This is a genomic window from Microbacterium neungamense (genome assembly GCF_024971095.1).
Classification (GTDB): domain Bacteria; phylum Actinomycetota; class Actinomycetes; order Actinomycetales; family Microbacteriaceae; genus Microbacterium; species Microbacterium neungamense.
Map to the genome: position 1 here is coordinate 890859 of NZ_CP069717.1, position 13508 is coordinate 904366.

General features: G+C 72.6%; 10 protein-coding genes. 7 read left to right on the top strand and 3 right to left on the bottom strand.

Going from position 1 to position 13508, the window contains the following annotated elements; all coding sequences use genetic code 11:
• Nucleotides 1-92: 92 nt before the first annotated feature.
• Nucleotides 93-3758, bottom strand: a complete 3666-nt coding sequence (locus JSY13_RS04200; protein WP_259607783.1) for a multifunctional oxoglutarate decarboxylase/oxoglutarate dehydrogenase thiamine pyrophosphate-binding subunit/dihydrolipoyllysine-residue succinyltransferase subunit — start codon at nucleotides 3756-3758, stop codon at nucleotides 93-95.
• 160 nt (nucleotides 3759-3918) lie between these two features.
• On the opposite strand from JSY13_RS04200, the gene guaB1 reads away from it, so the two are divergent.
• The 3 genes from guaB1 (at nucleotide 3919) to JSY13_RS04215 (ending at nucleotide 7882) form a co-directional block, all read left to right on the top strand.
• Nucleotides 3919-5379, top strand: a complete 1461-nt coding sequence (gene guaB1, locus JSY13_RS04205) for a GMP reductase (protein ID WP_259607784.1) — start codon at nucleotides 3919-3921, stop codon at nucleotides 5377-5379.
• 128 nt (nucleotides 5380-5507) lie between these two features.
• On the top strand, nucleotides 5508-6824 hold the full coding sequence (locus JSY13_RS04210) for a hemolysin family protein (protein WP_259607785.1): 1317 nt from the start codon (nucleotides 5508-5510) through the stop codon (nucleotides 6822-6824).
• Nucleotides 6821-7882, top strand: coding sequence for a hemolysin family protein (locus JSY13_RS04215; RefSeq protein ID WP_259607786.1), 1062 nt, complete (start codon nucleotides 6821-6823; stop codon nucleotides 7880-7882). The genes JSY13_RS04210 and JSY13_RS04215 overlap by 4 nt, the downstream gene beginning before the upstream one ends.
• A 6-nt stretch (nucleotides 7883-7888) precedes the next feature.
• Here JSY13_RS04215 and JSY13_RS04220 read toward each other — a convergent pair whose 3' ends face one another.
• The gene (locus JSY13_RS04220; RefSeq protein WP_259607787.1) at nucleotides 7889-8956 is read right to left on the bottom strand and encodes an NADH:flavin oxidoreductase/NADH oxidase; all 1068 of its coding nucleotides are present in this window, start codon (nucleotides 8954-8956) and stop codon (nucleotides 7889-7891) included.
• A gap of 54 nt (nucleotides 8957-9010) precedes the next feature.
• Between JSY13_RS04220 and JSY13_RS04225 the strand changes: the two genes are divergently transcribed.
• The 4 genes from JSY13_RS04225 to JSY13_RS04240 all read left to right on the top strand — a co-directional run bounded on the left by JSY13_RS04225 (nucleotide 9011) and on the right by JSY13_RS04240 (nucleotide 12153).
• On the top strand, nucleotides 9011-9835 hold the full coding sequence (locus JSY13_RS04225; protein ID WP_259607788.1) for an NAD(P)H-hydrate dehydratase: 825 nt from the start codon (nucleotides 9011-9013) through the stop codon (nucleotides 9833-9835).
• Nucleotides 9832-11049 (top strand): hypothetical protein, encoded by a 1218-nt coding sequence (locus tag JSY13_RS04230; RefSeq protein WP_259607789.1) that lies wholly within the window; start codon nucleotides 9832-9834, stop codon nucleotides 11047-11049. The genes JSY13_RS04225 and JSY13_RS04230 overlap by 4 nt, the downstream gene beginning before the upstream one ends.
• Nucleotides 11050-11084: 35 nt before the next feature.
• Nucleotides 11085-11414 (top strand): thiamine-binding protein, encoded by a 330-nt coding sequence (locus JSY13_RS04235; protein WP_259607790.1) that lies wholly within the window; start codon nucleotides 11085-11087, stop codon nucleotides 11412-11414.
• 91 nt (nucleotides 11415-11505) lie between these two features.
• Entirely contained in the window at nucleotides 11506-12153 is a 648-nt protein-coding gene (locus JSY13_RS04240) for an NUDIX hydrolase (RefSeq protein ID WP_259607791.1), read from the top strand.
• 42 nt (nucleotides 12154-12195) lie between these two features.
• Here the strand turns inward: JSY13_RS04240 and metX are convergent, their stop codons facing one another.
• Nucleotides 12196-13401 carry a homoserine O-acetyltransferase MetX gene (gene metX / locus JSY13_RS04245; RefSeq protein WP_259607792.1) on the bottom strand — a complete coding sequence of 402 codons (1206 nt, stop codon included), beginning with the start codon at nucleotides 13399-13401 and terminating at the stop codon, nucleotides 12196-12198.
• Nucleotides 13402-13508 lie beyond the last annotated feature (107 nt).

The following is a 13508-nucleotide window of genomic DNA, read 5'->3' on the forward strand; positions in this document are numbered from 1 at the left end:
CGGCCGCCCCGGCGCGCCGGGGAAGACCCGGCCTCCGCACGGACGCGAAGAGCGCCGCCCCGCGACGGGAGCGGCGCTCTTCGCGTGAGGTGTCAGTCCAGCGTCAGCGCGGTGCGCAGCAGCTCGGCCTGCTCGATGGCGTGCACCTTCGACGAGCCGGTCGCCGGCGAGGCGGATGCCGGGCGGGTGACGCCGCGCAGGGTGCGATCGCCCAGGCGCCCGGCGAACGCGAGCGCGAGGAACGGCCAGGCGCCCTGGTTCTCCGGCTCCTCCTGCACCCACACCAGTTCGGCGTTCGGGTACGTGTCCAGAACCGCCTTGAGCTCGTCGACCGGGGTCGGGTACAGCTGCTCCAGGCGCACCAGCGCGATCCGCGGGTTCGGGTTCTTCTCCAGCTCGTTGCGCAGATCCCAGTGCACCTTGCCGGAGTGGATCAGCACCCGCGTCACGGCCGAGCGGTCCAGCCCGCGGTCGTCGTCCAGCACCGGCTCGAAGCGTCCCTGCGTGAACGCCTGCAGCGGACTGGTCGCACCCCGCAAGCGCAGCATCGCCTTCGGCGTGAACACGATCAGCGGCTTGCGCGGCCGCGCGTACGCCTGGCGGCGCAGCAGGTGGAAGTACGAGGCCGGCGTGGACGGGCGCGTGACGATCATGTTGTCCTGCGCGCACAGCTGCAGGAAGCGCTCCATGCGGGCGGAGGAGTGGTCGGGGCCCTGACCCTCGTACCCGTGCGGCAGCAGCATCACCACGCCGGACTGCTGCCCCCACTTCTGGTCGGCCGCGGAGATGTACTCGTCGATGACGGACTGCGCGCCGTTCGCGAAGTCGCCGAACTGCGCCTCCCACAGCACCAGCGCCTTCGTGTCCTCCACCGAGTAGCCGTACTCGAACGCGAGCGCCGCGTACTCGCTCAGCAGCGAGTCGTACACGAAGAAGCGGGCCTGGTTCTCGGACAGGTTCGTCAGCGGCAGCCACTCCTGGCCGTTGTTGCGGTCGTGCAGCACGGCGTGCCGCTGCACGAACGTGCCCCGCCGCGAGTCCTGCCCGGCCAGGCGCACCGGCGTGCCCTCGACCAGCAGGGAGCCGAAGGCGAGCAACTCGCCGAAGCCCCAGTCGATGTTGCCGTTGCGGCTCATCTCCACGCGCTTGTCCAGCTGCTGCTGCAGCTTCGGATGCACGGTGAAGCCCTCCGGCTTGTTCGCGTGGGCGTCGCCGATGAGGTGGATCACCTCGAGCGCGACGCCGGTGGTCTCGGGGGAGCCGACCTGCTCGTCCACGCGGTTCAGCTCGGGGGCGATCGGCGTGGCGCCGGTCTCGGCGGCGTGCGTCTCGGCGAACGCGATCTCCAAGCGGTTCTGGAAGTCGGCCTTCGCCTCCTCGTACTCCTCCTCGGTGATGTCGCCGCGGCCGACCAGCGCCTCGGTGTACAGCTTGCGCACCGACCGCTTCGCCTGGATCAGGTCGGTCATCAGCGGCTGGGTCATCGACGGATCGTCGCCCTCGTTGTGGCCGCGGCGGCGGTAGCAGACCAGGTCGATCACGATGTCGCGGTGGAAGCGCTCGCGGTACTCGAATGCCAGCTGGGCGACGTGGATGACGGCCTCCGGGTCGTCGCCGTTCACGTGCAGGATCGGCGCCTGGATGGTCTTGGCGACGTCGGTGGCGTACACGGAGGTGCGCGAGTCGGTCGGCAGGGTGGTGAAGCCCACCTGGTTGTTCACCACGATGTGCACGGTGCCGCCGGTGCGGTATCCGCGCAGCTGCGACATCTGCAGCGTCTCCACCACCACACCCTGGCCGGCGAACGCGGCGTCGCCGTGGATGAGGATCGGCAGCCAGGAGAAGGTGCCGATCGGCTTGCGGTCCTGCTTGGCGCGGACGATGCCCTCGAGCACACCGTCCACCGTCTCCAGGTGCGACGGGTTCGCGGCGAGGTACACCGGCAGCTCCGAGCCGTCCTCCGCGACGAAGGTGCCCTCGGTGCCGAGGTGGTACTTCACGTCTCCGGAGCCGCGCTGGTTGCCCGGGGTGAGCGACCCCTCGAACTCGCGGAACACCTGGCCGTACGTCTTGCCGGCGATGTTGGTGAGCACGTTCAGCCGGCCGCGGTGCGCCATGCCGATCGCAGCGCCGTCCAGGCCGGAGGTGGCCGCGCCCTGCAGGATCTCGTCGAGCAGCGGGATCAGCGACTCGCCGCCCTCGAGGGAGAAGCGCTTCTGGCCGACGAACTTCGTCTGCAGGAAGGTCTCGAAGGCCTCCGCCTCGTTCAGCTTGCGCAGCACGCGCAGCTGCTCGTCGTGGCCGGGCTTGACGTACTTGACCTCGACCTTCTCCTGGAACCAGCGCCGCTGCTCCGGATCCTGGATGTGCATGTACTCGATGCCCAGGGTGCGGCAGTACGAGTCGCGCAGCACGCCGAGGATGTCGCGCAGCTTCATCACCCGCCGGCCGCCGAAGCCGTTGGTGACGAACTCGCGGTCCAGATCCCAGAAGGTGAGGCCGTGCTTCTCGATCTCGAGGTCGGGGTGCGAGCGCTGCACGTACTCGAGCGGGTCGGTGTCGGCCATCAGGTGGCCGCGCACGCGGTACGCGTTGATGAGCTCCTGAACCCGCGCCGTCTTGTCGATCTTCTCGGCGAGGTCCACCGAGATGTCCGCGTTCCAGCGGATCGGCTGGTAAGGGATGCGCAGCGCGGCGAAGATCTCGTCGTAGAAGCCGCGCTCGCCGATCAGCAGCTCGTGCACCTTCTTCAGGAACTCGCCGGAGCCGGCGCCCTGGATCACGCGGTGGTCGTAGGTGCTGGTGAGCGTGATGGTCTTGCCGATGGCGAGAGCGGCGAGGGTCTTGTCGCTCGAGCCCTGGAACTCGGCCGGGTACTCCAGCGCGCCGGCGCCGATGATGCAGCCCTGGCCCTTCATCAGGCGGGGCACGGAGTGCACGGTGCCGATGCCGCCCGGGTTGGTGAGGGAGACCGTGGTGCCCTGGAAGTCGGCGGCGGTGAGCTTGTTGCCGCGGGCGCGCGTGACGAGGTCCTCGTAGGCGGAGAGGTACTCGTTGAACGTCATCGTGTCGGCGCGCTTGATGCTCGGCACCAGCAGCGCGCGCGTGCCGTCGGGCTTGGGCAGGTCGATCGCGATGCCCAGGTTGACGTGCGCCGGGGCGACGACGGACGGCTTGCCGTCGATCTCGGCGTAGAACACGTTCTGGCTGGGGAACTCCTTGAGCGTCTGGATGAGCGCCCAGCCGATGAGGTGCGTGAAGCTGACCTTGCCGCCGCGCGTGCGGGCCATGTGGTTGTTGATGACGATCCGGTTGTCGATCATCAGCTTCGCCGGGATCGTGCGCACGCTGGTCGCGGTCGGCACGCTGAGCGACTCGTCCATGTTGGCCGCGAGCGTCTTGGGCATGCCGCGCAGGACGGTGACCTTGTCCTCGTCGACGGGCGCCTCGTCGGTCTTCGCCTGAGGCTTGGGTGCCTGCGCCGGGATCGGGGCCTGCGCGGCCGGCTTGGCGGTGGTGCGCGCGACGGGCTGGGTGCCGATGACGGGGATCGGCGCGGTGACCGGGTGGGCGCCGGAGGTCTGCGTGGCGGATGCCGCAGGGGCGGCGGCCTCGGGCTGGTACTTCTCCAGGATCGGCCACCACTCCTTGTCGACCGAGTCGGGGTCCTTCTTGAACTGTTCGTAGAGCTCGTCGACGAGCCACGAATTGGCTCCGAACCCTCCGTCGCCCCCGACGCCGGTCACCTGGTTCGACACGCTCGATCGCCCTCTTTCATCGCTGAATCGGTGTGCTGCGGCAGGACACTGCCGGTGTCCGGATCCGCTCACGTTTTCGGGATTCAAGCCTAGTCCCATTCCGGATGCCGATCGTGTGGGCTTGCCGGGCGCCGTCCGGGGCGGAGAGTACGGTGGAGCCATGGAGTTCTCCGGTGAGCGGCCGATGGTGGACCTGACCTATTCGGACGTGTTCCTCGTGCCCCGCAGGTCGGCCGTGACGAGCCGGCTCCAGGTGGATCTCAGCCCGGCCGACGGCACGCCGGCGACCATCCCGCTGGTCGCCGCGAACATGAACTCGGTGACCGGGCCGCGCCTGGCGGCGACGCTCGCCCGCCGCGGCGGGATCGGGGTGCTGCCGCAGGATCTGCCGCTGCAGGAGCTCGACGCCGCGATCCGCTGGGTGAAGGATCAGCCGGTGCGCTGGGATACCCCGCTGGTGCTGCCGCCGGACGCCACCGTCGCCGACGCCCTCCGGCTGCTGCCGCCGACGGAGGGGCACGGGATCGTCGTCGCACCGCCGCATCCGCACGGCTCCCTGCCGGTGGAGTCGGTCGCGGGCGTGGTGCCGGCGAGCCGGCTCGCCACGGCGCTCCCGGATGCCGCGCTCTGCGACCTCGTCCGCGGGCACGCCCCGGCGATCGATGCGGAGGAGATCGGCGACGGGCGCGCGGCGTTCGACGCGATCGACGCACTGGACGTGGAGACCGCGCTCGTCATCGACCACGCGCACCTGGTCGGCACGATCAGCCGCCGCTCCGCCCTGCGCAGCACGCTGTACCGGCCCGCGGTGGACGGCTCCGGCCGCCTCGCGGTCGCCGCCGCGGTCGGCATCAACGGGGACGTGGCAGGCAAGGCCAGGGCGCTGGCCGGCGCCGGTGTCGACGTGCTCGTCGTCGACACCGCGCACGGACACCAGGAGGGGATGCTGCGCGCCCTCGCCGCGGTGGCCGGCCTGGCCCTGGGCATCCCGATCGTGGCCGGCAACATCGTCACCGCGGACGGGGTGAAGGACCTCGTCGAGGCGGGCGCCTCGATCCTCAAGGTCGGCGTCGGCCCGGGCGCGATGTGCACCACCCGGATGATGACGGCGGTGGGCCGGCCGCAGTTCTCCGCCGTGCTGGAGACCGCCGAGGCGGCGCGGGGGCTGGGGGCGCACGTCTGGGCGGACGGGGGAGTGCGCTACCCGCGGGACGTCGCCCTGGCGCTCGCCGCGGGCGCGGCATCCGTCATGATCGGCTCCTGGTTCGCCGGCACCGTGGAGGCGCCGGGCGAGCTGCAGCGGGACGCCGACGGCCGGATCTACAAGGAGTCGTGGGGGATGGCCTCCACGAAGGCGGTGCAGGCCCGGTTCGGCCGCCTGGACGCGTACGAGCGCGCCCGCAAGGAGCTCTTCGCCGAGGGGATCTCGTCCTCGCGGATCTACCTCGACCCGCTGCGCCCCGGCATCGAGGACCTGCTGGACATGATCACCTCCGGCATCCGCTCGTCGTTCACGTACGCGGGCGCGGCGACCGTCCCCGAGTTCCACGACCGCGCGCTGGTCGGGCTGCAGTCCGCGGCCGGGTACGAGGAGGGCAAGGCGCTGCCGGTCAGCTGGTAGCGGATGCCGGGGCCGGACCGGTTGGGTAGACTCGGGCGCACGATGGACGACCCCCCTTCCTGCAGTCCCCGGCCCCACCGCCCGACCCCTGTCCGACCGGATCGCACCGGCGCTGAGGGGAGCAGCTGATGGAACTCCTGATGCTGGGCGTGGGGCTCCTCCTGATCATCGGCACGGGCCTGTTCGTGGCCAGCGAGTTCGCGCTGGTCAACCTCGACCGCGCCGACCTCGAGGCGCGGCAGGCGCGCGGTGAATCCCGCCTGTCGCTCACGATCCGGGCGCTGCGGATCACCTCCACGCACCTGTCCTCCGCGCAGCTGGGCATCACGCTGACCACCCTGCTCACCGGCTTCACCATGGAGCCGGCGCTGTCCAGCCTGCTGCGTCCGGTGCTGCTGTCCTGGGGGCTGCCCGAGCCGGCGGTCAGGCCGGTCTCCGCGACGATCGCGATGCTCGTCGCCACGGTGCTGTCGATGATCCTCGGCGAGCTGGTGCCGAAGAACTTCGCCCTGGCGCTGCCGCTGGCCACCGCGAAGCTGGTGATCCCGTTCCAGACCGCGTTCACGGCGGTGTTCAAGCCCGCCGTGATCCTGCTCAACGGCAGCGCGAACGCGGTGCTGCGCGGCATGGGCGTCGAGCCGAAGGAGGAGCTGTCCGGGGCGCGCACCGCCGAGGAGCTGTCCTCCCTGGTGCGCCGGTCGGCGAGCGCCGGGGTGCTGGAGAAGGACACCGCGACGCTGCTGGACCGCAGCCTCACCTTCGCGCGCCTCACCGCGGCCGACATCATGACCGCCCGCCCGAGCATGCACGCGCTGTCCGCCGGCGACTCCGCGAACGACGTCATCCAGCTCGCCCGGCGCACCGGGCACAGCCGCTTCCCGGTGTACGACGACGACCTCGACGACATCACCGGCATCGTGCACGTGAAGGCCGCCGTCTCGGTGCCCAGGGAGCGCCGCGGCGAGGTGCCGGTGGGCGCGCTGGCCACCGAGCCGCTGCGCGTGCCCGAGACGGTCCACCTGGACGCCCTCGTCGCGGAGCTGCGCGCCAAGGGCTACCAGCTGGCGATCGTCGTCGACGAGTACGGCGGGACGGCCGGGGTCGTGACGCTCGAGGATCTCGTGGAGGAGATCGTCGGCGAGGTGTCCGACGAGCACGACCGCACCCGCGCGGGCATCGTCCGGCGGCGCGACTCGATCACCTTCCCCGGCGAGCTGCGGCCCGACGAGCTGCGCGAGCGCACCGGCATCGAGGTGCCCGAAGGGGACGTCTACGACACCGTGGGCGGGTTCGTGATGAGCGTGCTGGAGCGGGTGCCCGCCGTCGGCGACGAGGTGCGGCTGGAGACCGGGTCCCTCGAGGTGGTCCGCATGGACGGCCGGCGGGTGGACCGCATCCGCTACCGTCCCGACCCCGTGGAGACGGCGACGGAGGAGGAGCGATGAGCGACTGGGCGGGCCTGGTCTGGCTGGTCGTGCTGCTCGCGGCCAACGCCTTCTTCGTCGGCGCGGAGTTCGCCGTCATCTCCGCGCGGCGCTCGCAGATCGAGCCGCTCGCCGAACGCGGGTCGCGGCCGGCGAAGACCGCGCTGTACGCGATGGAGCACGCCACGCTGATGCTGGCGACCTCGCAGCTGGGTATCACGATCTGCTCCCTGCTGATCCTGAACGTGTCCGAGCCGGCCATCCACCACCTGCTGGAGGTCCCGCTGCACGCGATCGGCTGGGACGACTCGGTCGTCTCGGTGGCGTCGTTCGTGATCACGCTGTCGCTGGTGTCGTTCCTGCACGTCGTCTTCGGCGAGATGGTGCCGAAGAACCTCGCCTTCTCTCTGCCCGACCGCGCGGTGCTCCTCCTCGCGACCCCGCTGGTGTGGGTGTCGCGGCTGTTCCGGCACGTGATCTGGCTGCTGAACGCCACCGCGAACGCGGTGCTGCGGCTGTTCCGGGTGGAGCCGAAGAACGAGGCCGCGTCGGCGTTCACGATCGAAGAGGTCGCCACGATCGTGAGCCAGTCGCGTCGTGAGGGCGTGCTCACGGATGCCGCGGGCACGGTCGCGGCGGTGGTGGAGTTCACCGACAAGAAGGCCCGCGACATCGCGGTGCCGCTGTCGGAGCTGGTCACCCTGCCGCAGAACACCACCCCTGACGACATCGAGCGCGCGGTCGCGCGGTACGGGTTCTCGCGGTACGTGATCGTCGACGAGCACGGCTCGCCGGTCGGGTACGTGCACCTGAAGGACATCCTGCGCGCGGCGGAGGGGGCGGATGCCGCGGAGAAGGCGGCTGCGCCGGTGCCGGCGAAGCGGATCCACCACATGGTGCCCGTGCAGGAGGACACCGATCTCGAGGACGCGCTGGCCGCGATGCGCAGAGCGGGCCGGCATCTGGCGCGGGTGCGTGACGCGCACGGCGAGACCACGGCGGTGCTGTTCCTGGAGGACATCCTCGAGGAGCTCATCGGCGAGGTGCAGGACGCCACCCGCCGCGGTCACGGCCGCTGACACACCTCAGCGCCAGCGGGCGCGCAGGTACTGCGGCGGCCAGGGCGCCTCGACGCCGAGCTCATGCGCGGCACGCAGTCCGAAGTGCGGATCGCGCAGCCACTCCCGGCCGGCGAAGATCGCATCCGCGGCGCCCGAGGCGAGCACCTGCTCGGCCTGCTCGGCCGCGGTGATCAGGCCGACCGCCGAGGTCGGGATGCGCCCGCTCTGCCGCACGGTCTCCGCCAGCGGCACCTGGTAGCCCGGGCCGAGCTCGATGCGCTGATGCGCGACCAGCCCGCCGCTGGAGACGTCGATGAGGTCCGCCCCGTGCGCGACCGCCCAGTCGCCGACCTGCGCCGCCTCCTCGGGGGTGAACCCGCCGTCGGCGTGATCGGTCGCCGAGATCCGCACGAACAGGGGCACCTCGTCCCCGGCGACCTCGCGCACGACGTCCACCACGCGCAGCAGCAGACGCGCCCGGTTCTCCAGCGTGCCGCCGTACTCGTCGTCGCGCAGGTTCGACAGCGGGGAGAGGAACTCGTGCAGCAGGTAGCCGTGTGCGCCGTGGATCTCCAGCACGTCGAAGCCGGCCTCCAGCGCACGGCGCGTGGCATCCGCGAACCCGGTCACCACACGCTCGATGCCCGCGGCATTCAGGGCGACCGGCTCCGCGAAGCCCTCGAACGCCACCGCCGAGGGCGCCACGGTCTGCCAGCCGCCCTCGTCGAGCGGCACCGATCCGCGCTGCTCGGCCCACGGCCACCACGTCGACGCCTTCCGGCCCGCGTGCGCGAGCTGGATGCCGGCGTGCGCGCCGCGGGCGTGGATCGCGGCGACGATCGGGGCCCACACATCGCGCTGCGCGTCGTTCCACAGTCCGGTGTCGCGCGGCGAGATCCGCCCCTCCGGAACCACGGCGGTCGCCTCGGCCACGATCAGCCCCGCGCCGCCGGAGGCGAACTGGGCGAGGTGGGTGTGGTGCCACTCCTGCGGCACGCCGTCGACGGCGCTGTACATGCACATCGGCGAGACCCAGAGCCGGTTGCGGAACGTGCGGGAGCGGACGGTCAGGGGGGAGAACAGCATGCTCACCCTTCCGACGCTATCGCCCCGGGCGCACCGGTCGGTGCACGCTAACGTGGAGCCATGGTCCGGGAGTGGTCGAGGAGCGAGACGCGGAGCCTGCTGCGGGTGCCCGGCCCGGGGGACGACAAGTACTCCCGCGGGGTCGTCGCGATCCGCACCGGATCGGCCGACTACCCCGGTGCCGCGGTGCTGGGCGTCGAGGCGGCGTGGCGCGCCGGCGCCGGCTACGTGCGCTACGTCGGCACGGCGGCGGATGCGGTGCTCGCGCGGCGGCCGGAGACCGTGGCCGGCCCGGACATCGGCCGCACGCGTCCCGGGGCGTGGGTGGTCGGGTCGGGCACGGATGCCGGCCGGCGCACCGCGGAGGAGGAGCGCGCCCTGCGCGAGATCCTCGCCGGCGATGTTCCCGTCGTCGTGGACGCCGGGGCGCTCGACCTCGCGCCCGGCGCGGCGGCACCCCTCATCCTCACCCCGCACGCCGGGGAGTTCCGCCGGCTGTGCGAACGCATCCGGGCCGACGCCGATCTGGACCGGGACCGGGAGGGCGCGGTCGCGGCGATCGCCGCCCGGCTCGGGCAGACCGTGCTGCTGAAGGGATCCCGCACGCTCGTGGCCGACCCCGACGGCGAGGTGCTCGGCGTCGGCGACGCGCCCGGCTGGCTCGCCGCCGCGGGCACCGGCGACGTGCTGGCCGGTGTCATCGCCGCACTCGCGGCCGCCAACCCCGGGCGCGCTCCGGTGGAGGTCGCGGCATCGGCGGCGTGGCTGCACGGACACGCCGCGCGGCTGGCATCCGGAGCGCAGGACGGGGCGTCCGGGCATCCGATCGTCGCCCTGGACGTCGCGGAGGCGCTGCCGCGGGCGATCGCGGACCTGCTCTCGTGACGCGAATCGCGACAGCCCGCGCGGCGGTGCTGTGGGCGTCCTTCGTCCTCGCGCATGCGCTGGTCGCCGTTCTCGGCTGGGTGCTGCCGGCGCAGCCGATGGGTGACGTCGTGCTGGTGTACCAGCCGTGGGCGGCATCGGCGGCCTCCGGCGGCGCCGTCGTCGGCATCACCGAGCCGTGGGTGTACCCGCAGCTGGCGCTGCTGCCCATGCTCGCCGCGCACGGCATCGCGGCGCCCCTGGTGCCGCTGCTCGGCGCGCAGGGCGGCTACCTCGTCGCGTGGGCGCTGCTCGTCACCGTGGGCGACCTGCTCGCGTTCGCCGTCCTGGTCGGCCGGTGCCGGGATGCGCGCAGGGTCGGGGCGGCCTGGTTCTGGTGCGCCGCACTGGTGCTGCTCGGCCCGATCGCGCTGTACCGGATCGACGCGGTCACCGTGCCCCTCGCCGTCATCGGGGCGCTGTGGCTGCGCCGCCGCCCGGAGGTGGCGATGGCCCTGCTCACCGTCGGGGCGTGGATCAAGATCTGGCCGGGTGCGCTGGTGGCGGCGGCGCTGGTCGCCGTCCGCGACCGGCGGCGGATGCTGGTGGCAGCGGCGGGCACCGCGGGCGCGATCGCCCTGCTGCTGCTCCTGCTCGGCGCCGACCGCGAGCTGTTCGGGTTCCTCACCGCGCAGACCGGCCGCGGACTGCAGATCGAGGCGGTGGCGGCGACCCCGTTCCTCTGGCTGGCGGTGGCCGGCTCGGCGTCCATCGCGTACAGCTTCGAGATCCTCACCTTCCAGGTCGAGGCCGGGGGAGCGGATGCCGTCGCGGCGGCCCTCACGCCGGTCATGGCGCTCGCGGTCGCCGCCCTCCTCGCCCTGGGCGTGCACCGGGCGCGCCGAGGCGTGGACGCCCGGCACCTGCTGCCGCCGCTCGCCCTGGCACTGGTGACCGCCCTGATCGTGACGAACAAGGTGGGCTCCCCGCAGTTCCAGACCTGGCTGCTCGCCCCGGTGGTCCTGTGGCTCGTGCTCGACCGGGCGCGCGCCCTGCTGCCGGCCGCGCTCGTGCTGGCGCTGTGCGCCCTCACCTTCGCGGTCTACCCGCTCGGCTACGACGCGCTGCTGCGCGCCGAGGCGCTGCCGGTGGCCGTGCTCAGCATCCGCAACGCGCTGCTGCTCGTGCTCCTCGCCGCATCCGTGCGCGCTATCCTGCGCGGACCGACCCGCTGACCGCTTCTGCCCGCTGACCCACACCTGGAGGACCCATGCTCGTCGCCTTCTCCGTCGCCCCGTCCGGAACCGGACGTGAGGACGGCTCCGTCCACGACGCCGTCGCCGCCGCGGTGCGCATCGTCCGGGAATCCGGGCTCCCGCACCGCACCACGAGCATGTTCACCGAGATCGAGGGACCGGATTGGGACACCGTGATGGATGTCGTCAAGCGCGCCACCGAGGCGGTGCTGCCGTTCGGCTCGCGCGTGTCCCTGGTGCTGAAGGCCGACATCCGCCCGGGCTACACCGGGGAGCTGGACGCCAAGATCGAGCGGCTGGAACGGGCCATCGGCGAGACCGGGCCGGAGGGACGCGACGAGTGAGGACCGCATCACCCTCGGTCGCCTGATCCGGGGGCGCACGGCGATCGACGGTCGCCTGACCGGCCGTCCCGCCGCCGGTTACAGTGGGGGCGTGGATGCGTCGCTCCCCGTCGCCGGCACCGCTGTGGTGCTCCGGGACGGCCCCGCCGGGCCGGAGGCGCTGCTGCTGCGCCGGCCGGCATCCGGGTCCTTCGCGGACGCCTGGGTGTTCCCCGGCGGCAAGGTCGAGCCCGTTGATGCGCTGCCCGGCGGGACGGAGGCGGATGCCGCGCTGCGCGCCGCCGTCCGGGAGACCGCCGAGGAGACCGGCATCCGCATCGCCGATCCGGCCCTCCTGTCGCAGTGGAGCCCGCCGCCGGAGGTCCCGGTCCGCATCCGCACGTGGTTCTTCCTCGCCCGCGATCTCGGCGACCCGCTGCGGCTCAGCCCGGACGAGGTCGTCGAGGCGGCCTGGATGACGGTCGCGGAGGCGTTCCGCCGCCACGAGGCGGGGGAGATGTCGCTGTTCCCGCCGACCTGGGTGACCCTGCACGGCCTGCGTGATCGCGCCACGGTCGACGACGTCTATGCCGCGCTCGGCGCGCCGGAGCACTTCGTCACCCGGATGCGGCGCACCGCCGAGGGCATGCTCGCGCTGTGGGGCGGTGACGAGGAGCATCCGGAGGCGCCCGGGGAGGCAGGACAGCGGCACCGCCTGCTGATGGCCGCGCCGCCGTGGCGCTACGAGCGCCGGCCGTGACCCGGAGCCCCCGGCGCACGCGTCCGCCGGCGCCGAGCGGGCTCAGGCGTCGAGCAGGCGCCGCAGGTGCTCGCCGACGGCGTCCGTCTCGATGAGGAACCCGTCGTGCCCGAAGTCGCTGTGCAGCACCACCGCCTCGTCGTCGATGAGGTTGCGGATGCTGCGCGCGATGCGCTGCTGCCCGTCGACCGGGAACAGCCGGTCGGAGTCGATGCCGATCACGAGGGTCTTCGCGGTGACCGCGTGCAGGGCCTCCTCGACGCCGCCGCGGTCGCGTCCGACGTCGTGCGAGTTCATCGCCTCGACCAGAGTGATGTAGCTGTTCGCGTCGAAGCGGCGGGTGAACTTGTTGCCGTGGAAGTCCAGGTACGACTCGACCGCGAACCGGCCGCCGCGGCCGAGCGGGGACAGCCCGGACTGCCAGGAGCGCTGGAAGCGCTGGTTCAGCTCGATCGGGCTGCGGTAGTTCAGCAGCGCCATCCGCCGGGCCAGGGCCAGCCCGCGGTGCGGGCCCTCGCCGAGGCCGGCGTCGTAGTACTCGCCGCCGGCGAAGCGCGGATCCATCCGCACCGTCTCCAGCTGCACGAAGTTCAGCGCGAGCTGGTCCGCCGTGGTCACCGGGGGAGACGACAGCACGGCCAGGCGCTCCACCCGGTCCGGATGCGTGATCGCCCACTCCAGGGCGTGCATGCCGCCCATCGACCCGCCCACGACCGCGGCCCAGCGGTCGATGCCGAGGGCGTCGGCGAGCATCGTCTGCGCGGCGACCTGGTCGCGGATCGTGAGGTAGGGGAAGCGGGAGGCCCACTCGTAGCCGTCCGGGGCGATGCTCGCCGGGCCGGTCGAGCCCTGGCATCCGCCGAGCATGTTCGGGGCGATCACGAACCAGCGGTCGGTGTCGATCGGGGCGCCCGGACCGACGACCTCCTCCCACCAGCCGGCGGTGGGATGCCCGCGGCCGGCCTCGCCGCGCACGTGGCTGTCGCCGGTGAGCGCGTGCAGCACCAGCACGGCGTTGTCGCGCGCCGGGCTCAGCTCGCCCCACGACTCCCAGGCCAGGCGCACGGCGGGCAGCTCGGCGCCGTTCTCGGTGCGGAAGGTGCCCAGCTCGGTGAAGCGGCGGTCGCCGGGCGGATCGCCGTCGCGCCACGCGCCGGTCGCCGGCGGCCGGGCGCGGAGCAGGCGGACGTCGGCCTCGGTCACCGGCGCGGACGGAACCGTGTCCTCCGAGGTCGTCTGCCAGTCCATGGATCCATTCTCCCGTGCGGGTCTGCGCCGCGACCGCAGGTTACGCGGAGGCGGCGACCGCCGGTGACGCGGATGCCCCGGACCGCGGGGTCCGGGGCATCCGTTCG